The sequence below is a fragment of the Allobosea sp. GW823-FHT01F03 genome (assembly GCF_058798075.1).
Genome location: NZ_CM179505.1, coordinates 3,576,423 through 3,595,225 on the forward strand (window position 1 = coordinate 3,576,423; position 18,803 = coordinate 3,595,225).

Below are 18,803 nucleotides of genomic sequence, written 5' to 3' on the forward strand. Positions count from 1 at the left end.
CCGCGGCCTCCCGCTGGCTGACCCGACCTCCGCGAGATCCTGTCATGAAGATCATCGACCTCAGCATGCCGATCGCACCGCATTTCCGCTGGCCGGTCGAGCTTTCGATCAAGGGCGACATCGCCTCTGGCGACCAGTTCCGCGTCTCGAAGATCGCCGGCCCCTGCCATGGCTTCTCGCATGTCGACGCCGCCGCGCATTTCGTCGCCGGCGCGCCGACGATCGAGGCGACGCCGCTCTCCGAAGTGGTCGGCGCCTGCCGCGTGCTCGACCTCAGCGCCCGCCCGGCGAACGCGCCGATCGAGCCGGAGCACCTCGCCGCGGCCGATCCCGGCGGCAAGGAGGGCGAGATCCTGCTGCTCGCCGCCCATTGGAACGATCGCCGCGACCATCAGGACAAGAGCTTCTGGACCGAAGCGCCCTGGCTGACGCTGGAATCGGCGCAATGGCTGGCGGCGCGCAAGCCGAGCGCCGTCGCCTTCGACTTCCCGCAGGACTACCCGATCCGCCTGCTGCTCGAAGGTAAGGAAGTGCCGAAGCCGGAGCATGTGACGCATCACGTCCTGCTCTCGCACGGCGTCACGCTGATCGAATATGTCTGCAATACCAGCCGCCTCAGCGCGCCGCGCAACCTGTTCTCGGCAGCGCCATTGCTGATCCCGAACGCCGACGGCGCGCCGGCACGCTTCTACGCCATCGAAGGCCTGACGGTCTGACGCGGCCCGCTTCAATCCCGAACTGAAAGTCCAAGACCTTGAACATCGAGAACTTCTTCGCGCTCCGGCCGGATGCCGCCGGGCGTGTCGTTTCGGCCGCCCTCGTCGGTGCGGGCGAGTTCGGCGCGAGCTTCATCGGCCAGGCCCGCCGCACGGCACATATCGCCCCGCGCGTGGTCTGCGACCTCGATCTCGGCCGCGCCCGCAAGGCCGCCCTCGCCGGCGGCTTCAATGAGAGCGACCTCGCCGACTGCCGCAATGCGGCCGAGGCGAAGAGCGCCCTCGACCGCGGCCTCGTCGCGCTGATCGACAATTCCGACCATCTCGCCAGCCTGGCCGTCGACCTGGTGGTCGAGGCGACCGGCGATCCGGAAGGCGCCGCCCGCGTCGCTCTCGCCGCGATCGAGAACGGCCGCCACTGCGTCATGGTGACCAAGGAGGCGGAGTGCATCATCGGACCGATCCTGGCGCATCGCGCCAAGGCGAAAGGGGTCGTGCACACTCCGGTCGACGGCGACCAGCCGAGCCTGCTGATCGGCCTGATCGGCTGGGCGCGCATGCTCGGCCTGCCGATCGTCGCAGCCGGCAAGTCGAGCGAGTCGGATTTCGTCTGGGATCCGGAGGCCGGCACGGTCACCGCCTGGGAAACCCCGGCCGAGGCCAAGGATTTCGCCGCGGCCTTCGGCCGCCTCGGTAGCGACCCGCTGCCGCTGCTGGCGGAGCGCGCCAAACTGCCCTTCCCGCGCGCCACCGTGCCCGATCTCTGCGAGATGGGTATCGTCGCCAACCACACCGGGCTGATGCCTGACATCGCCGAGATGCATGCGCCGATCGCGCGTACGACCGAATTGCCGAGCCTGTTCCGGCCTGCAGCCGAAGGCGGCCTGCTCTCCGGGCGTGGCAAGGTCGACATGTTCAACTGCCTGCGCCGGCCCGACGAGCTCTCCTTCGCCGGCGGCGTCTTCGTCATCGCCGAGGCGCCCGATCTGGCGACCGGCGCGCTGTTCGCCGGCAAGGGCATCCCCTGCTCGCCCGATGGCCGCTATGTGCTGGTGCACAACCCGGTCCACCTCCTCGGGGCCGAGGCGCCGATGTCTGTGCTGTCGGCTGCGCTGCTCGGCCAGTCGACCGGCGGCGCCGAGGTGCTGCCGCGGGTCGATCTCGTGGCGCGCGCCAGCCGCGACCTCGTCCCCGGCGAGACGCTGACCATGGGCTATCGCCATGTCATCGGCGGGCTCGAGCCGCTGCTCCAGCCCGCACGTCCGCTCGGAGCCGATGAGCCCGTGCCCTACTACCTGACCGCAGGCCGGCCGGTGGTGCGCCCAGTGGCACGCGGCGCGGTGCTGACCTGCGCCGACATCGCGCTCGATGAGACCACGACGCTGGTGCAGTTGCGGCGCGAGCAGGATGCGCTGTTCAAGACCGGAACGGTTTGACACAAAATTAAGGCTATGCTGTATGCTGCATACAGAATAGCCTGCCAAACGATCGCTCAAGCGACGAGAGCATCGAGGAAACATCGGGGGAGACCGCGATATGTGCCCAGTCCCGGCCTCCGACCGGCCCGGCCCGCAGTCAGGCCGCGCCCGAACAGCCTGCGGAAACTGAGCAGATGCCGATTGCCTCCCCCGAACAACGCGCCCGCTTCCTCGAGACCGGTGATGACGCGCTCCTGCCGATCATCGATCCGCATCATCATTTCTTCGATCTCGGCCGGAACCATCATCCCTGGCTGAGCGACCACATCCTGACGAATTTCCGCTATGGCGATTACGCGGCGATCCGGCGCGACTTCCTGCCGGAACACTATCGGCGCGTCGCCGCCGGCCATCTCGTCCTCGGCAGCGTGCTGATGGAAGGCGAGTGGGATTCGCGCGACCCGGTCGGCGAGATGCGCTGGACGGCGGAGGTCGCGGCAGAGCACGGCGCGCCCGACGCGGCGATCGCCCAGATCTGGCTCGACCGGGAGGATGCCGCGGCCGTGGCCGACGCCTATCGCGACATGCCGATCGTGCGCAGCGTCCGCCACAAGCCGGCCGCAGTGAGCCGCGAGGCGCATCAGGCGAGCTTCAGCGCCCCGGGTTCGATGCGGGACCCGAAATGGCGAGACGGCTATGCAAGGCTCGCCCCGGCCGGCCTGCATTTCGACCTGCAGACACCGTGGTGGCATCTCGACGAGGCGGCCGAGCTCGCGCGCGACTTCCCCGGCACCACGATCATCCTGAACCATGCCGGCCTGCCCTCGGACCGCAGCGCCGAGGGGCTCGCGGCCTGGCAGGCGGCGCTCGATCGGCTGGCGCGGCAGCCCAATGTCGTCGCCAAGATCTCCGGCATCGGCGTGCCCGGCCGGGCATGGACGCTCGACCTGCAGGCCCCGGTGATCGCGGGCGTGATCTCGGCCTTCGGCGTCGAACGCTGCGCTTTCGCCAGCAATTTCCCGGTCGACGGGCTCTGCGCCGATTTCGGCACGATCTACGACGTCTTCAAGGCGGCGACCAGGAACCGGGCACCGGCGGAGCGGTTGGCGCTGTTCCACGACAATGCCACGCGCTGGTATCGCCTGACGCCCGAAGCCACGACCGGAGCGAGCTGATGCCAATGCGCGCCATGCTGCTGAGGCTCACGGAGAACCTGCTGATTGCCGGCTTCGTCGTGATGATCGCGATGGTCTTCGGCAATGTCGTGCTGCGCTACGGTTTCAACTCCGGAATCATCATGTCGGAGGAGGTCTCCCGGATGATCTTCGTCTGGCTGACTTTCGGCGGCGCTTTCCTCGTCGCCAAGGACGGCCAGCATCTCGGCATGACCACGGTCGTCAACATGCTCGGCCGCAATGGCCGCTGGTGGTGCCGGCTCGCGGTCGAGGGGCTGTCATTGCTGTGCATGACGCTGCTGATCCTCGGCTGCTGGCAGCAGGCGGTGATCAATCTCGACAATCACGCGCCGGTCACCGGCGTGCCCATTGCCGTGGTCTATTTCGCCGGTCTCGCCGGCGGCATCGGTATCGCGGCCCTCAACCTGACTGCGCTGGCCCGCCTGCTGAGTGGCCGGATGCCGGATGACGAGCTCGTCATCGGCGCGGAATCGGAAGAGCTCAGCGCCTTCGAGGCGCAGCAAGCTGAAGAGAAGCGGCGGTGACGGTCTTCGTTTTCCTGGGCTCGCTCCTCGGCGCCATGGCGCTGGGCATGCCGATTGCTCTCGCTTTGCTCGTCTGCGGCGTCGCGCTGATGCTGCAGCTCGACACCTTCGACGCGCAGATCCTGGCACAGAACCTGGTCGGAGGCGCCGATTCCTTCCCGCTGATGGCGGTGCCTTTCTTCATGCTGGCAGGCGAGCTGATGAATGCCGGCGGTCTCTCGCGCCGCATCATCGCGCTCGCGGTGACCATCGTCGGCCATGTCCGCGGCGGGCTCGGCTATGTCGCGGTGCTGGCGGCGCTGGTGATGGCGAGCATTTCCGGCTCGGCGGTCGCCGACACCGCAGCCCTCGCCGCAATCCTGCTGCCGATGATGCGGCAGGCCGGCTACAACCTGCCGCGCGCCGCCGGGCTGATCTCGGCCGGCGGCATCATCGCGCCTGTGATCCCGCCCTCGATCGGCTTCGTCGTCTTCGGCGTCGCGGCCGGCGTCTCGATCACGCGGCTGTTCATCGCCGGTCTGGTGCCCGGCATCCTGATGGGCCTGGCGCTCGTCCTCACATGGTACATCGTCGCGCGCGACGAGCCGGCCGCGCGCACGCAGCGCGCCAGCCTGCGCGAGGTCGGCCATGCCGTTCTGGATGGGCTCTGGGCGCTCGGCCTGCCCTTCCTGATCATCGGCGGCATGCGGGCCGGGGTCTTCACCCCGACGGAGGCTGCCGTCGTGGCTGCGGTCTATGCGGCGGCGGTCGGCGGCTTCGTCTATCGCGAGCTGCATCTCAAGGATCTGCGCCCGGCCCTGCTCTCCGCGCTGAAGACCTCGGCCGCAGTGATGTTCCTCGTCGCGGCGGCGATGGTCTCGGCCTGGCTGATCACCATAGCCGACATTCCCGGCCAGGTCTCCGGCATCCTCGGCCCGCTGATCGAGTCGAAGACGCTGCTGATGCTGGCGATGATGTTCCTCGTCATCATCGTCGGCACGGCGCTCGACTTCATCCCGACCGTGCTGATCCTGACTCCGGTGCTGATGCCGATCGTCAAGCAGGCCGGCATCGACCCGGTCTATTTCGGCGTGATGTTCATCATCAACAACGCCATCGGCCTGCTGACCCCGCCGGTCGGGACGGTGCTCAACGTCGTCTGCGCCGTCGGCCGCGTGCCGATGGACAAGGTCATCCGCGGGGTGATGCCATTCCTGATCGCGCAATTCGCCGTGCTGCTGCTGCTCGTCCTCGTGCCCGAGATCGTCACCGTGCCGGCGCGATGGCTCTACGGGCGCTGAGGCGCCCGCCCCGCCTGACCACGAGACCAGACGCCACAAGACCAAACAAGGAGGACGCCATCATGACCATCACCCGCAGGACCGCCCTTGCCGGCGCCGGCGCCGGCCTCGCACTCTTCGCTATCGGCCGCCCGGCCCTGGCGCAGACCACGAAGCTGCGCTTCGCCCACCCGCATCCGGAGGCCGATAGCTGGCACAAGGCCGCCCTGCTCTTCGCCGAGCAGGTCAAGGCCAAGAGCCAGGGCCGCTACGAGGTCCAGGTCTTCGCCAATGGCGCGCTCGGCTCCGACGCGCAGACGATCAGCGCGGTGCGCGGCGGCTCGCTCGACATCTGCCTGACCGGCAACCCGTTCTTCACCGGGCTCGCGCCCAAACTCAACGTGCTCGACCTGCCCTTCCTTTTCCAGAGCCGCAAGCATGCGGCGATCGTGATGGACGGCCCGATCGGCGACGGTCTGCGCAAGGAGCTCGAGGGCTCGAACCTCAAGGCGCTCGCGACCTGGGAGATCGGCTGGCGCAACCTGACCAACAACCGCCGCCCGGTCGCGACAGCCGCCGACATCAAGGGGCTGAAGATCCGCACCACGCCGAACCCGGCCCATATCAAGGCCTTCCAGCTGCTCGGCGCAGTGCCGACGCCGATGGCCTTCACCGAGCTGTTCACGGCGCTCGAGACCGGCGCCGTCGACGGCCAGGAGAACCCGGTGACGCTGATCCTGAACGCGAAGTTCAACGAAGTGCAGAAGCATCTCTCGCTGACCCGGCACGCCTTCACCACCGGCCCCGTCGTAATGAACAAGACGAAGTTCGACGCGATGCCGGCCGATATCCAGGCGATGCTGCCCGCGATCGCGGTCGAGATCGCCGCCATTCAGCGCCAGATGAACGAGGACACCGAGGGTTCGAGCCTCGCAGCCCTCAAGAAGGCCGGCATGCAGGCGGTCGAGACGCCGGATCGCGACTCCTTCGCCAAGATCGTCACCGCCGAGGTCGAGAAGGAGTTCGTCGGTAAATACGGCAGCGAGACGCTCGACGCGATCAAGAAGGCGGCCGTCTGAAGCGAGCCCGCCAGCTAGTATTGCCGCCGCGCCCCATCCCAGGGGCGCGGCCAGAACTCTCTTCCTGAGCCCTGCCTCTCGGGAGAGCGTTCTTCCAGCCTCGCGCCGATCTTTGGAAACCGGCTTCATTGACCCGCAAGGGCCGAGCGCGAATGATCGGGAGGCGCCTCGGCTTCGGGCCAGGTGTTCGCGGGGATTGCCCGGAGCGATTTTGCGCTGCGTCAACAACGCAGAGAACACCGCGATGCTATCCTGGACCTGTCGCCGCCTGGAGACCCGCGATGTACGCCGTACTGTACCTGACGAAGCGAGGCCTGCTCCGCCTGTCGGCCTTCCTGCGCTGGACGCGGGGCGCGGATGGCGACGAGATCGAGCAGTTGCGCGGGCGCTATAGCACCGGACCGAGAAGTGGAATCCACTTTTCGGAAAACTCCGATGCGATAATAAAAAGATAGATTCCCGTGACCCGTCCGAACGGATGCGCGGCGATCCAGCGACCGTCCTGAACGGCGCTGGCGTGCCACCGCCTTCGCTTCAATGCGGCGAGCGATCCTCCGACAGCAAATGTACCTGGGCCTTGATCGGCAGATGATCGGAAGCGATCCGCGCCAGCGGTGAGTCGTGCAGCTCGACACTGGCCACCAGATCGGCCGGATAGGCGACGATACGATCGAGCGCCAGCAACGGAAAGCGCGCCGGGAAGCTCGGGATGGCGGCCTGGAGCGGACCGAATTTCGGGGCGAGCCCCTGCAGGGCCGAGCGCCGCCCGACCCGCCACTCGTTGAAATCGCCCATCAGGAACACCGGACGCCCATCGGTCGGCTTGGCGGCACCGATCAGCGTCTCGATCTGGCGCGAGCGCGAATGGCGCAGCAAGCCGAGATGGGCGCCGATAATGCGGACGTCGCCTCGCGGCAGCGAAAGGTCGACGATCAGCGCGCCGCGCGGCTCGACGCCGGGCAGCACGATCTCGCGCGTCGCCGTGACGATGCCGGGGCGGAACAGCACGACATTGCCGTGCCAGCCATGGCCGCGCCCCTGCACGGGCGCCGCGATCAGGCCCGTGCGCCGCTTCAACGCCTCGAGGTCGAGCAGGCCAGCGCGCTCGCCGAAGCGCTGGTCGGCCTCCTGCAGCGCGATGATGTCGGCGCCGATCTCGTCGATCACGTCGACGATGCGCGCCGGATCGAAGCGCCGGTCGCGGCCCACCGCCTTGTGGATGTTGTAGGACGCGATCAGGAGATCGGTGCTGCGCGGCGGCTTGCCCGAAGGCGACTTGCCGGTGCGATCGCGGCTCCAGGTCGAAATCCGCACGGGGCGCAGCCGGCGGATCCGGGCCAGGCCGCGAAACTCCGTATCCTGCATGACGTCATCGATCTCCATAGCGGGCGGCAAGCAACTGCCGTGCCGGAATCGCAGCAGGGCGGCAGGAGATCAATGCGTCAAACATGGCAAAGGTTCGGTCGCCCCGTGAAAGATTGAACGACATCGGCGATAGCTCGTTATGATGGAAGAGGCAAAGCGGCAGGCGGGAATGCACATTTTCGAGATCGCACTGATCGGGGTCGTCTGCTTCGCCCTGTGCTCGCTGCTCGCGATCTATTCCTATGGCCGCTTCGGCAGGCGTGCCCGCGGCCGGCCGACCCGGGCCCTGCCCGTCGAAGAGGCGGAAACCGCGCTCGACCGCGCCGTGGCGCCGCTGCTGCGCCAACATCCCGGCAGAAGCGGCCTTCTCCTGGTCGCCGACAACCTCCAGGCTTTCGCGGTGCGCGCCTTCGCTGCGCGCAATGCCGGTCGCAGCCTCGACCTGCAATATTACTACTGGCTCGACGACCTGACCGGCGGCCTGCTCGCCCGCGAGGTCATCGCCGCCGCCGACCGCGGCGTGCGGGTACGCCTGCTGATCGACGACATCAACACGCGCGGTGACGATGCGAGCTATCTCGGGCTCGACCGCCACCCCAATATCGAAGTCCGGCTGTTCAATCCGAGCCGCAACCGCTCCAATTCCCTGCGGCGCGGCATCGAGCTGGCGCTGCGCGCCTTCAGGGCGACGCGGCGGATGCACAACAAGGCCTGGATCGCCGATGGCCGGATCGCCATCATCGGCGGGCGTAATATCGGTGATGCCTATTTCGACGCTTCCCGCACCGCCAACTTCCACGATCTCGACATGCTTTTGGTCGGCGAGGCGGTGCCGCAGACCGAGCGGATCTTCGACGATTTCTGGAACAGCCCGATGGTGATCCCGCTCTGCTCGCTGAGCCGCTCGAAGCTGCGCCGCAAGCTCGCGAGCCAGGCCAGGCGGCCAGCGCGGCGCCTGCTTAACGCCGCGCCATTCCTGACCAATCTCGCCGAGCGGAAGGAGGCGAACGTGCTGCCCGAGGCGGGCCGCTCCCTGCTTTGGAGCGCCGATGTGGAGGTCGTCTCCGACCCCCCGGCGAAAGCCTGGGACCCACGCAGCACCGGCTGGCTGGCGGAGCACCTGCTCGCCTCTCTCTCCACCGCTCGGCACGAGCTCAACATCACCTCGCCCTATTTCATTCCGGGCAGGAAAGGGACCGCCGCCTTCGCGGCCATGGCCCGGCGTGGGATCAAGGTCTCCGTGCTCACGAATTCCCTCGCGGCGACCGATGTCGTCGCCGTCCACGGCGCCTATGCCAAATATCGCAAGCCGCTGCTCGAAAGCGGCGTCGCCCTGTACGAGCTGCGGCCCGAGATCATCCGCGACGGTCCTTCGCTGTTCGGCTCGCGCGGCGCGAGCCTGCACACCAAGGCGTTCACGGTCGATGACGCGACCGGCTTCGTCGGCTCGTTCAATTTCGACCCGCGCTCGGCTTCGCTCAACACCGAAATGGGCGTGATCTTCAAGGATCCACGGCTGGTTGCGCAGATGCGGACCATATTCCTGGCGCAGACAGCGCCGGAATGCAGCTACCAGGTCGCGCTCGAAGGCGGCCGTCTCGTCTGGAACGACCCCGCCGCGGCCGGGGCGCGCAAACTGCGCTCCGAACCGGGAGCGAGCTTTGGAAAGCGGCTGATGGCGACAGCTGTCGGCCTGCTGCCGATTGAGTCGCAGCTCTGAGCCACAAGCCCTGCCGGCACGCCCGAGCTGTTATCTTTCCGATCAGGGTGGCCGCGACGTCAACAGCCGCCGGCGAGATGTTTCCGATGGAAACAAACAGACATGATCCGGCAACATGCACGCGGCACGGCAGAAACAATCAGCGCCTATCCAGCGGCTGCACAAGAGCAGCGAGCCCGATATGGTTGGGGCATTTGAGGCATCGGCTACCGACGTGAGCACAGCGGCGCAAATCCTGATCGTCGAGGACGACCGCGAGATCAGCGCGCTCGTCGCGCGCTATCTGTCCCAGAACGGCATGCGCAGCACGATCGCGCGCGACGGCCGCGAGATGGACCGCGCCTTCCGGGAGCATCGCTTCGACCTGGTCGTGCTCGATCTCAACCTGCCCGGCGAGGACGGGCTGTCGATCTGCCGCCGGCTCCGGATGACCACTGCGATCCCGATCATCATGCTGACGGCCCGCAGCGAGGATGTCGATCGGATCATCGGCCTCGAAATGGGAGCCGACGACTATCTCGGCAAGCCATTCAATCCACGCGAGCTGCTGGCCCGCATCCGGGCGGTGATGCGCCGTCAACAGGGTGCGCAGCCCGATCCCGACGCCGCTCCCGGGGCCTTCGCCTTCAATGGCTGGACATTGAACGCGACGAAGCGCGAGCTCAGCAATCCCGACAATGTCCGCGTCGCAGTGACCGGCGCGGAGTTCGACCTGCTCCGCGCCTTCTGCGAGCGGCCGGGCCGGGTGCTCTCGCGCGACATCCTGCTCGACCTCACGCAGGGACGCTCCGCCACGCCCTTCGAGCGCAGCATCGATATCCTGATCAGCCGCCTGCGCCAGAAGATCGAGCACGATCCGCGCGAGCCGGAACTGATCAAGACCATCCGCTCGGGCGGCTATCTGTTCACACCGACCGTCGAACGGCGATGAGCCGGCTGCTGCGCCTGCCGGCCCGCATCGGAAGCCAGGTCGCGCTCCTGGTGGCCGGCGTCATCGCCGTGCTCTACCTGATCCTCGCCGTCGCGCTGTACCTGCAAGCCCCGCGCAACTGGCCGGGGCCGCCAGCCTTCGAGACCATCGCGGCAATCGTCAGGCTCGTGGCACAGACCCCGGCGGAGCAGCGCCAAAGCGTCGTCGAAGCCGCAAACGGCGCGGATAGGCGCTTCGCCTTCAGGCTGGTCGATAGCTTCACCGGGCGTTCGCCGGCTGGCGCCCTCCATCCAGAACGCGGCGGAATCGCCCAGCGCCTGGGCGACAGATTTCAGGTTGCGACGTCAACAGAACCGGATGGGCGCGGGCCGCCGGGGCAGTTCGCTTTCGGTCTGCCGGATGGAGCAGGGCTGGAGGTCACGATCGCGGCCGGCGTCATGGAGCCACCGCCGCGCCCGCTTTCGGTCCTGGTGCTCGCCACCATCGCGCTTGTCGGCCTGAATGTCGGCGCCCTCACCCTCTGGGCGTCGCGCGGCATCACGGCGCCGCTGGCGCGTTTTGCCTCGGCTGCGGAGGAATTCTCGATCGATCGCGACCCCTCGCCGCTACGGGAGGAAGGACCGGTCGAGGTCCGGACTGCGGCACGCGCCCTGAACCGGCTGAGAGACCGGATCCACGCGCTGTTCGCCGACCGCACGCGCATGCTGGCAGCGGTCAGCCACGATCTGCGGACGCCGATCACACGCATGCGGCTGCGGGTCGAGTTCATCGAGGACGACGTCCTGCGCGGCCAGTTCACCCGCGATCTCGAACATATGGATACGATGGTCCAGGGCGCGCTGTCCTATCTCCGCGATGCCAATCGTCCCGAGAAGCGTGTCGCCTTCGACCTGTCGAGCCTGCTCCAGACGATCGCCGACGAGTTCGCCGATATCGGGCACAGGGTCGGCTATGACGGCCCACGCCGGGTCGTCGCGACGGGGGACACGCAGCAGATCGAGCGCGCCGTGACCAATCTGGTCGGGAACGCCGTGCGCTATGGAACGCAAACCAGAATCCGGCTGCGCGAGGCGGCAGAAGCCCTGCTGATCGAGGTGACCGATGACGGCCCCGGCATTCCGGAAGGGGATCGGCCGCGCCTGCTCGAACCGTTCATGCGCGGCGACGCGGCGCGCGGGCGGATCGACTCCGAGGGGTTCGGGCTGGGCCTTGCGATCGCCCACTCCATCGCGGCCGCCCATGGCGGTAGCCTGACACTGCATGGCAACCTGCCGCACGGCCTCATCGCCCGGATCAGCCTGCCGCGGTAGGCAACGCTGCCCCCGGCCGCGAGCGCCTGAGCCCTTACAACTTTCAACATGCGCGAAACATTCAGCAACATTCGCGCCGGCATTTCGCCCGACCACCCCGCGACTGTCCCCCCGAACCAAATGGGACAGACATGTTCACGATCGCGCACAAACATCGCTGGCTGACCGCACTGGCCGCCCCGATCATCGGAGCCGTGTTGCTCGGCACACCCAAGGCGGAAGCACCGACAGCACCGGAACCTCACCTCGTTGCGGCACAGCACAGCCCAACCGGCAAGATCATCGATCGCCTGCCGAGCGGCGCTCCCACGACACCGCCGTTCGCCCCGCAATTCGTTCGATCGGACTGGGCCCGGGCGATAAGCCCCGCCGGAGCCATGCTCCTTGTATCCGACACGGCGACGGACGTTTCCGCCCTTGCGACAGCTGCCGTCAGCAAGCCGGCCCCGGCCACGGCCACTGCATCGGCCCGACCGCAGAAGGCTCGCATGATCCTCGCCACGCTGCCGCCCAAGCGGCCAGCCTCTCTGGTCCTCCCGCAGGGCGCAGCCGAGGTCGCGACGGCACGGGAAAAGCGCCCTTCCGTGACCTCGCAGATGATCGCCCTGGTTGGCTCGCTCGCTGCCCGGGTCAACCCGCTATGACCCTGCCGGTCCTGTTTGCCAGCCGGCCGGCATCGCCGCGCCGCGTGCTGAAGCTGGCTGCGCTGACGCTATTGGTCGCCCTCCTGCTGCTCGCCGTCACGATCGGCTGGGCCGGCCATGGCTGGCTCGCCAGCGCCGACGCGCCGCGCCCTTTCGATGGTTTCCGGCAGGTTCGCCTGAAGACCATCCAGACCCAGCTCGACCAGGTCCGCGGCCCCTATATCGTGGTCATGGGCGACTCCCATGCCGAGCGACTGTTCCTGACCAGCTTCTGTGGTCTGCCGGTCGTGAATGCCGGCCTGTCGGGCGCAGTTCTCGGCGACGTCCTCGATCTCGCCCGGAAGATCACCCCGCCGCGCAAGGCGGAAGCCGTCCTTTTATCGGTCGGAACCAACGACATCTGGGTGAAGCGCGACCCGGAAACGACGAAAGGCGAAAGCAGCTTCAGGGCGGGCCTCGAAACCCTCAAACAGCGCCTGAGCGCCGCATGGAGCGACCATCGCGCCCTGATCGCCATTCCTCCGGTCGCCAGCAAGGAAGAAGCCCTGTTTCCGCGCTCGGCGGCGACCCGCTATTCATCCTTCCTGGCCTCGTCATGCGAACCGCGGCGCTGCGTCTATGCGGATATCTTCGCCGGTGCGGAAAGCGCCGTGGAACCGCACTCCGCCTTCAGCGACGGCATCCATCTGCGTGACTACGCCAGTTTCGTCCGGGCCGGCGAACCGGAACTCTGCCGGAGCCTCGGCCTTCCCGCCGCTGAGTGAGCCGCGCGCCTGTGGGCTCATGACCGCAGCGCCGGCTCAAACCTTTGGTCGCGCCACCTTACTTACAGCTCAGCGAGGCAAGACAGCCCGGCAAATCGGCCAAAGTTTGCGCGCCGAGCATGCCCATGGTGATGGAAAGCTCGTTGCGCAGCAGGTCGAGCACCCGGCTCGCCCCGGCCTCGCCCGCGATCGCGACGCCATAGAGCGTCGCCCGTCCGATCAGCACGCCCGACGCGCCGAGCGCCAGGAAACGGGCGATGTCGGCGCCGCGCCGGACGCCGCTATCGGCCAGGATGGCGAGCCGATCGCTGACCGCATCGACGATGGCGGGCAGCACCTCGACCGGCCCCGGCGCGCAGTCGAGATTGCGGGCCCCATGGTTCGAGACGACGATTGCATCGGCGCCGTGCTCGGCCGCCTTGCGGGCATCGTCGACGCGCAGCACGCCCTTGAGCACGAGCTTGCCCTGCCACCGCTTCCGCAGCAGCGCGACATCCTCCCAGGTCACATCGGTCGCAAGCGACATCTCGTCAGAGAGCGAGACGCGGCCGAGCTGGGTCCGGAACTCGTCCGGATAATGCGCATAGGTCGGCACGCCCGACGCGATGAGCGAGCGCAACAGAACCTCGCAGGTCCAGCGCGGATGCAGCGCGAGGTCGATCCCGGCCCGCAGCGAGGGCTTGAGCGGAATGCCGAAGCCGTTGCGCAGATTGTATTCGCGATTGGGGCCGACCGCGGTGTCGACTGTCAGCACCAGAGTGCGCGCACCCGCCGCCCAGGCCCGGTCGAGCAGCGCCAAAGTGCGCTCGCGGTTCTTCCAGACATAGAGCTGGAACCAGAGTTCGGCCCCGGATTCGGCGGCGATGCGTTCGATCGAGGTGATCGACTGGGTCGAGACGCAGAACGGGATGCCGGCCGCGGCCGCCGCCCGCGCCAGGGCGATCTCGCCGTCGCGCCAGACCAGGCCGGCAACGGCCGTCGGCGCAATGACCAGCGGGCTCGGCTGTTTGCGGCCGAGCACCTCAGTCTCCTGCGTGCGCTGCGAGATATCGACAAGCACGGACGGCGCGAGCTTCACCGCATCGAGATCGCGCCGGTTGCCGCCGATCGAGTTCTCGTCCTCGGCGCCACGGTCGACATATTCGAACAGCCCACGCGGCAGGCGCCGGCGGGCCGCGCGCCGCGCATCCTCGACATTGAGGATGGCGTCCAGGCCGGTCAGGATCATCGTTCCAGTCTCGTTCCAGCGCCGGCCGCGCGCGCCTTGCGGACGACCAGTCCGGCCAGAGCGAGATCGGCCAGAGCGAAGCCGCGGAAGCAGAACATCCGGCGCCCCTGCCCGGCCGGCCCGGCACCGCGCGCCGCGATCTGGATCAGGTCGTCCTGGAAGCGGACAGTCTCGACCGGCTGGGAATTGACGTCATAGGGCGCGGTCGACTGGGCGAGGCTATCGGTCGCCAGGAAGTCGAAGGCGGGCAGTGTCTGCGGGCGCCAGCTGCGGCCGATATCGACCGCCGAAGCGAAGGACGAGGCCGGCATGCGTCCGGCATCGAGGAAGGGCTTCAGGCCGGGAGCGCCCGGAACCATCGAGATGACGATGTCGGAACGGCCGAGCAGTTCGTCCGCATCGGCGAGAATCTCGGTCGCAAGCCCGCGCCCCGCCGCGGCTTCGGCCAGACGCTCGGCCGAGGCGCGGCTGCGGCTCAGCGCCAGCACCGTCTTGAGGCCGGGATAGAGATCGCGGAAGGCGTCGAGATGGGCATGGGCCTGCAGGCCGCAGCCGACGAAACCGATGGTTAGCGGCTCGGCCGGGGCGAGATAGGACGCCGCGGCGGCCGACATCGCGGCGGTGCGGATCAGGGTGATCTCGTCGCCGTCCAGTACAGCAAGGGGCAGGCCGGTCGCATAGTCGCTGACGCAGATCAGGGCGCTGATGCCGGGTGCCGTGCTGCCCGGCGCCACCGGCGCCATCGCCACCCATTTGACGGTCGCGATCGCTTCCGGCTCGGAAGCCGCCGACATCGCCTGGAAACCATGGCCCGGGCCGAGATCGAGTGATTTCTTCGGCAGACTGCGGTTCAGCCCGGCGGCATGGTCGCGGAAGGCCTGGAGCACGGATTCGCGAACCTCGCCGGGCGAGATGCCGAGTGCACGAACCTCGCGGCGCGAAAGATAGAGCAGACCGTCGCTCATCAGCGAAACCTTCCTGCCGAGAACGGCACCGGGTCGAAGGGAGGCGCGCGGCCGTCGAGCAGCGCCGCGAGCAGGCGGGCCGAGGTCGGCGCCTGGATCAATCCCGTATGGGCATGTCCGAAGCAATGGAAGATGTCGGCACTGCCGGAGGAGACCCCGATACAGGGCAGGCCATCGGGCGTCGACGGGCGATGCCCCATCCAGCGGTCGAGCCGGCTCTCGTCGATCTCCAATTGCGGAAACATCTTGCGGGCGAAGCCGAGCAGGATCTCGGTGCGGCGCCAATCCGGCGGCGCCGAGATCGCGGCGAGCTCGACCTGGCCGGCGAGCCGGAGCCCTTTGGAGGTCGCGACCACCGCCATCAGCCCGTCGGAGGGCATCAGGCCGCAAGGGATGTCGAAACCCGGCTCAGGCAGGACGACGTGATAGCCGCGCTCCGAGATCAGCGGTACGCGGTCGCCCGCCTGCCGCGCCAGCTCGCCCGAGCCGATGCCGGCGGCGATGACGGCCTTGTCGCAGGCGACCGGGCCGGTTTCGGTCCGCACCGCCTGCAGCCGGCCGACAGCGAAATCGAAACCCGTGGCCCGGGCGGAGATGCGCGTACCGCCGCGGCGCAGGAGCAACGCCTCCAGGGCGCGGCAATAGGCGCCGGGGTCGACGACATAGGCGCCGCCATCGAGCCGGGCACCAAAACGATAGCGTGGTGCGAGCTCGGGCTGGACGAGCCGCAGCTCCTCCTCCCCGACCTCGCTGAAGGCGACGCCGAATTCGCGCCGCAGCCGCCAGACGCGCTCCTCGGCCAGGAATTCCGAGCGGTCGAGATAGACATACATGACGCCTTCGCGCCGGATCAGCTCGGGAACGCCGGCCTCCGCGGCGAGCGCGGCGTGCTCGTCGACGGCAGTCCGGCAGAGTTCGAAACGGGTGCGGGCGCAGGCCTCGACCAGATCCCAGTTGCGGCCGGCGAGCACGAAATCGCGCAGCCAGCCGGCCAGCCGTGGCAGGTCGCGCCAACGGATGACGAAGGGACCGGTCGAATCGAGCAGGAAACCCGGCACCTTGCGCCAAAGGCCGGGCAGCGAGATCGGCATGATCGCGCCGGGGTTGAGCCAGCAGCCATTGCCATAGGAGGCCGCCTGCCGGCCGCCCGGCTCCTCGGGCTCGATCAGGGTCACCCGATGGCCGGAGCTCTGGATCTCCAAAGCCGCGGCGAGGCCGACGATGCCGCCCCCGATGACGGCGACATGCGAGCCGGAAGAAGCCGTCATCGTCCTGCTTTCAGGGTTCAGCCGCGATTGTGGAAATGGCTGAGGAAGGCGCGGGTCGCCTCCTCCTTCGGGCTGTCGATGACCTCGCGTGCCGGCCCTTCCTCGACGATCACGCCGTCACGCATGAAGACGAGGCGGTCGGCGACCTCGCGGGCGAAGCCGATCTCATGGGTGACGATGATCATGGTCATGCCCTCGGCTGCGAGAGCCCGCATGACACCGAGAACCTCGCCGACGAGTTCGGGGTCGAGCGCCGAGGTCGCCTCGTCGAAGAGCATCACCGAAGGCTCCATCGCCAGCGCGCGGGCAATGGCGACGCGCTGCTTCTGGCCGCCGGAGAGCTTGTTCGGGAAGACGTCGACCTTGTCGCTGAGCCCGACCTTGTCGAGCAGCCGGCGGGCGAGCGCATCGGCCTCCGCCTTCGGCATGTTCTTCACCGAGAGCGGCCCCTCCATGACGTTCTGGAGCACCGTCATGTGCGGAAACAGGTTGAAATGCTGGAACACCATGCCGGTGTTGGAGCGGAAGCGCGCCTGCTCGCGCACGCCCGGCAGCTTGGCGCCGCCATCGAAGGCGAAGGCATCGTCGCCGATGCGGATGCGCCCGCCTTCGGGGATGACGAGCAGGTTGAGGCAACGCAGCAAGGTGGACTTGCCGGAGCCGGAGGGCCCGATCAGCGCGATGACCGCGCCGGCTTCCACCTTGAGGTTGATGTCACGCAGGACGACGAGATCGCCGAACTGTTTGCGCAGGCCCGAGATTTCGATCTTGCTGGTGGTCATCTCTGCCTCAATTGCTCTGCGACAGGCGCTTTTCGGCGCGCTTGACGATCACGGTCGCCGGCAGCAGGACGACGAAATAGATCGCGGCGATCACGCTGTAGACCTCGAGGGCGCGATAGGTCTCCATCGCGACGATCTGGCCCTGATAGAGCAGGTCCGGCACCGCCAGCACCGAGACCAGCGAGGTGTTCTTGAACTGGATGATCGACTGATTCATCAGCGGCGGGATCATCCGCTTGATCGCCTGCGGCAGGACGATGCGGCGCATCACCTTGCCGGGCGTCATGCCGAGCGCGAGCCCCGCCTCGCTCTGTCCGGCCTCGATCGAGACGATGCCGCCCCGGATGACCTCGGCATAGAAAGAGCCGCCATAGAGCGAGAGCGTCACGACGGCCGCGGTCAGCGCGTCGATCTTGATGCCCGTCAGCATCGGCAGTGCGTAATAGAACCAGAGCAGCAACACGAGCAGCGGCGTCAGCCGGAACATCTCGATATAGAGCCAGGACAGCCAGCGCAGCGTCGGCGAACGCGACAATTGCGCGAGACCGGCGACGAGCCCGACCACCAGGCCGAGAATGACGACTGCGATGGTCAGGCCGATGGTGACCGCGGTTCCGGTCAGGAACAGATCGCGATAGCCCCAGACGGCATCGAAACGCCACGTATACATGATTTTCCTCTCGCAAGCCTGCCCGGCGACCAGGCCGCAGGAACCGGTGGAACCGGAAAAGGGTCCCCGGCGCTAGGCCGGAGACCCTGTCCCACACTCAGAAGGTGACGCCCGGCGGGATGTCGTCCAGCGTCAGGTCGACCTGGGCGAGACTGTTGACCACCGCTTCGCGGATCAGGCCGAGGCCGCGCGAATAGGTGATCCAGGCCGAGGCGAAATCGCGCCAGGTCTTGTCGGTCTCGCGGCGCACGATCGCGTTCGAGGTCGAGCCGAACATCGGCTGCGGCACGATGACCTTGCCGAGTCCCGGATCGCGCTTCACGGCGCGCACGCCACCCATCCAGAAGATGCTCTGGGCGTCGACGCGACCGCTGCGGAGCGCGAGGGTCGCCTCCTCCAGCGACTTGAAGCGCACGATCTGCGCCTTCGGGCAGAGCCGGGCGGCGACATGGTCGTGCGCCGAGCCGACATCGACCGAGATCTTGATCTTGGGGTCGTTGAGATCGGCCCACATCTTCGGCTCGAAGCCGGGCCGGGCGATGACGACGAGCGCGCTGTCATAGACCGTGGAGGTGTAGTCGACCACCAGAGCGCGCTTCGGCGTCAGGTTCATGCCGAACATGATGTCGATCTTGTCGGCCTGGATATCGAGGACGGCATTGCCCCAGGTGGTCTCGACGATCTCCAGCTGCACATCCATGTCGGCGGCGAGCGCCGTGCCGATGTCGATGAACTGCCCACCCCATTTGCCGGTCGCCCGGTCCTTGAAGGTCCAGGGCTGGCCGGCGGCGACGGCGCCCATCCGGAGCTTCTTGGAGCTGAGGATGCGCTCGAAGGTGTTGGTGGTGGCAGCCTGCGCGCTGGCTTCCTTCGAAGCCAGGGTCAGCGCCGTTGCGGCAACGGCGCCGGCACCGAGCAGCCCGGCGAGATCCCTGCGTGTCGTCATGTCGTCTCTCCCGATTGG

The 18,803-nt window shown here is 67.7% G+C and carries 19 protein-coding genes; 12 read left to right on the forward strand and 7 right to left on the reverse strand.

The features are described from left to right. Positions 1-44 precede the first annotated feature (44 nt). The 7 genes from AC3RCC_RS17180 (at position 45) to AC3RCC_RS17210 (ending at position 6,647) form a co-directional block, all read left to right on the forward strand. Entirely contained in the window at positions 45-716 is a 672-nt protein-coding gene (locus AC3RCC_RS17180) for a cyclase family protein (RefSeq protein ID WP_492256017.1), read from the forward strand. 38 nt (positions 717-754) lie between these two features. After that, positions 755-2,152: an NAD(P)H-dependent oxidoreductase gene (locus AC3RCC_RS17185; RefSeq protein ID WP_492256018.1), complete on the forward strand. Its 1,398-nt coding sequence runs from the start codon at positions 755-757 to the stop codon at positions 2,150-2,152. A gap of 176 nt (positions 2,153-2,328) precedes the next feature. Beyond that, positions 2,329-3,309, forward strand: coding sequence for an amidohydrolase family protein (locus AC3RCC_RS17190; protein WP_492256019.1), 981 nt, complete (start codon positions 2,329-2,331; stop codon positions 3,307-3,309). Further along, positions 3,309-3,854: a TRAP transporter small permease gene (locus AC3RCC_RS17195; RefSeq protein ID WP_492256020.1), complete on the forward strand. Its 546-nt coding sequence runs from the start codon at positions 3,309-3,311 to the stop codon at positions 3,852-3,854. Before AC3RCC_RS17190 ends, AC3RCC_RS17195 begins: the two co-directional genes overlap by 1 nt. Next, positions 3,851-5,134 (forward strand): TRAP transporter large permease subunit, encoded by a 1,284-nt coding sequence (locus tag AC3RCC_RS17200; RefSeq protein ID WP_291637771.1) that lies wholly within the window; start codon positions 3,851-3,853, stop codon positions 5,132-5,134. Before AC3RCC_RS17195 ends, AC3RCC_RS17200 begins: the two co-directional genes overlap by 4 nt. Positions 5,135-5,196: 62 nt before the next feature. After that, a complete protein-coding gene (locus AC3RCC_RS17205; protein WP_291637773.1) occupies positions 5,197-6,192 on the forward strand; it encodes a TRAP transporter substrate-binding protein in 996 nt (331 codons plus the stop codon). A 281-nt stretch (positions 6,193-6,473) separates the two neighbouring features. Next, positions 6,474-6,647, forward strand: a complete 174-nt coding sequence (locus tag AC3RCC_RS17210) for a hypothetical protein (RefSeq protein ID WP_291637775.1) — start codon at positions 6,474-6,476, stop codon at positions 6,645-6,647. 79 nt (positions 6,648-6,726) lie between these two features. On the opposite strand, the gene AC3RCC_RS17215 is transcribed toward AC3RCC_RS17210, so the two are convergent. After that, a complete protein-coding gene (locus AC3RCC_RS17215; RefSeq protein WP_291637777.1) occupies positions 6,727-7,557 on the reverse strand; it encodes an endonuclease/exonuclease/phosphatase family protein in 831 nt (276 codons plus the stop codon). 169 nt (positions 7,558-7,726) lie between these two features. On the opposite strand from AC3RCC_RS17215, the gene AC3RCC_RS17220 reads away from it, so the two are divergent. From AC3RCC_RS17220 to AC3RCC_RS17240, 5 genes are all read left to right on the forward strand, one after another. Further along, on the forward strand, positions 7,727-9,277 hold the full coding sequence (locus tag AC3RCC_RS17220; protein ID WP_492256021.1) for a phospholipase D family protein: 1,551 nt from the start codon (positions 7,727-7,729) through the stop codon (positions 9,275-9,277). Positions 9,278-9,458: 181 nt separating this feature from the next. Then, positions 9,459-10,208, forward strand: a complete 750-nt coding sequence (locus AC3RCC_RS17225) for a response regulator (RefSeq protein ID WP_492256022.1) — start codon at positions 9,459-9,461, stop codon at positions 10,206-10,208. Beyond that, entirely contained in the window at positions 10,205-11,518 is a 1,314-nt protein-coding gene (locus AC3RCC_RS17230; protein WP_492256023.1) for an ATP-binding protein, read from the forward strand. The genes AC3RCC_RS17225 and AC3RCC_RS17230 overlap by 4 nt, the downstream gene beginning before the upstream one ends. Positions 11,519-11,649: 131 nt before the next feature. After that, entirely contained in the window at positions 11,650-12,162 is a 513-nt protein-coding gene (locus tag AC3RCC_RS17235) for a hypothetical protein (protein ID WP_492256024.1), read from the forward strand. After that, a complete protein-coding gene (locus AC3RCC_RS17240; protein WP_492256025.1) occupies positions 12,159-12,926 on the forward strand; it encodes an SGNH/GDSL hydrolase family protein in 768 nt (255 codons plus the stop codon). The genes AC3RCC_RS17235 and AC3RCC_RS17240 overlap by 4 nt, the downstream gene beginning before the upstream one ends. A gap of 58 nt (positions 12,927-12,984) precedes the next feature. Here the strand turns inward: AC3RCC_RS17240 and AC3RCC_RS17245 are convergent, their stop codons facing one another. The 6 genes from AC3RCC_RS17245 to AC3RCC_RS17270 form a co-directional block, all read right to left on the reverse strand. Further along, positions 12,985-14,154, reverse strand: a complete 1,170-nt coding sequence (locus AC3RCC_RS17245) for an alpha-hydroxy acid oxidase (RefSeq protein ID WP_492256026.1) — start codon at positions 14,152-14,154, stop codon at positions 12,985-12,987. Next, positions 14,151-15,119 (reverse strand): ornithine cyclodeaminase family protein, encoded by a 969-nt coding sequence (locus AC3RCC_RS17250; protein ID WP_492256027.1) that lies wholly within the window; start codon positions 15,117-15,119, stop codon positions 14,151-14,153. Before AC3RCC_RS17250 ends, AC3RCC_RS17245 begins: the two co-directional genes overlap by 4 nt. Then, positions 15,119-16,387, reverse strand: coding sequence for an NAD(P)/FAD-dependent oxidoreductase (locus AC3RCC_RS17255; protein WP_492256028.1), 1,269 nt, complete (start codon positions 16,385-16,387; stop codon positions 15,119-15,121). The genes AC3RCC_RS17250 and AC3RCC_RS17255 overlap by 1 nt, the downstream gene beginning before the upstream one ends. Positions 16,388-16,404: 17 nt before the next feature. Then, positions 16,405-17,169, reverse strand: a complete 765-nt coding sequence (locus tag AC3RCC_RS17260; protein ID WP_291637795.1) for an amino acid ABC transporter ATP-binding protein — start codon at positions 17,167-17,169, stop codon at positions 16,405-16,407. A 7-nt stretch (positions 17,170-17,176) separates the two neighbouring features. After that, positions 17,177-17,839 (reverse strand): amino acid ABC transporter permease, encoded by a 663-nt coding sequence (locus tag AC3RCC_RS17265; protein WP_291637797.1) that lies wholly within the window; start codon positions 17,837-17,839, stop codon positions 17,177-17,179. A 97-nt stretch (positions 17,840-17,936) separates the two neighbouring features. After that, on the reverse strand, positions 17,937-18,785 hold the full coding sequence (locus AC3RCC_RS17270; RefSeq protein ID WP_291637799.1) for a transporter substrate-binding domain-containing protein: 849 nt from the start codon (positions 18,783-18,785) through the stop codon (positions 17,937-17,939). Positions 18,786-18,803 lie beyond the last annotated feature (18 nt).

Coding starts and splice junctions, on each gene's coding strand:
- AC3RCC_RS17195 (WP_492256020.1), top strand. CDS start 3,309: ATGCCAATGCGCGCCATGCTGCTGAGGCTCACGGAGAACCTGCTGATT.
- AC3RCC_RS17250 (WP_492256027.1), bottom strand. CDS start 15,119: ATGAGCGACGGTCTGCTCTATCTTTCGCGCCGCGAGGTTCGTGCACTC.
- AC3RCC_RS17270 (WP_291637799.1), bottom strand. CDS start 18,785: ATGACGACACGCAGGGATCTCGCCGGGCTGCTCGGTGCCGGCGCCGTT.
- AC3RCC_RS17220 (WP_492256021.1), top strand. CDS start 7,727: ATGCACATTTTCGAGATCGCACTGATCGGGGTCGTCTGCTTCGCCCTG.
- AC3RCC_RS17205 (WP_291637773.1), top strand. CDS start 5,197: ATGACCATCACCCGCAGGACCGCCCTTGCCGGCGCCGGCGCCGGCCTC.
- AC3RCC_RS17230 (WP_492256023.1), top strand. CDS start 10,205: ATGAGCCGGCTGCTGCGCCTGCCGGCCCGCATCGGAAGCCAGGTCGCG.
- AC3RCC_RS17245 (WP_492256026.1), bottom strand. CDS start 14,154: ATGATCCTGACCGGCCTGGACGCCATCCTCAATGTCGAGGATGCGCGG.
- AC3RCC_RS17265 (WP_291637797.1), bottom strand. CDS start 17,839: ATGTATACGTGGCGTTTCGATGCCGTCTGGGGCTATCGCGATCTGTTC.
- AC3RCC_RS17215 (WP_291637777.1), bottom strand. CDS start 7,557: ATGCAGGATACGGAGTTTCGCGGCCTGGCCCGGATCCGCCGGCTGCGC.
- AC3RCC_RS17260 (WP_291637795.1), bottom strand. CDS start 17,169: ATGACCACCAGCAAGATCGAAATCTCGGGCCTGCGCAAACAGTTCGGC.
- AC3RCC_RS17235 (WP_492256024.1), top strand. CDS start 11,650: ATGTTCACGATCGCGCACAAACATCGCTGGCTGACCGCACTGGCCGCC.
- AC3RCC_RS17255 (WP_492256028.1), bottom strand. CDS start 16,387: ATGACGGCTTCTTCCGGCTCGCATGTCGCCGTCATCGGGGGCGGCATC.
- AC3RCC_RS17210 (WP_291637775.1), top strand. CDS start 6,474: ATGTACGCCGTACTGTACCTGACGAAGCGAGGCCTGCTCCGCCTGTCG.
- AC3RCC_RS17240 (WP_492256025.1), top strand. CDS start 12,159: ATGACCCTGCCGGTCCTGTTTGCCAGCCGGCCGGCATCGCCGCGCCGC.
- AC3RCC_RS17190 (WP_492256019.1), top strand. CDS start 2,329: ATGCCGATTGCCTCCCCCGAACAACGCGCCCGCTTCCTCGAGACCGGT.
- AC3RCC_RS17225 (WP_492256022.1), top strand. CDS start 9,459: ATGGTTGGGGCATTTGAGGCATCGGCTACCGACGTGAGCACAGCGGCG.
- AC3RCC_RS17180 (WP_492256017.1), top strand. CDS start 45: ATGAAGATCATCGACCTCAGCATGCCGATCGCACCGCATTTCCGCTGG.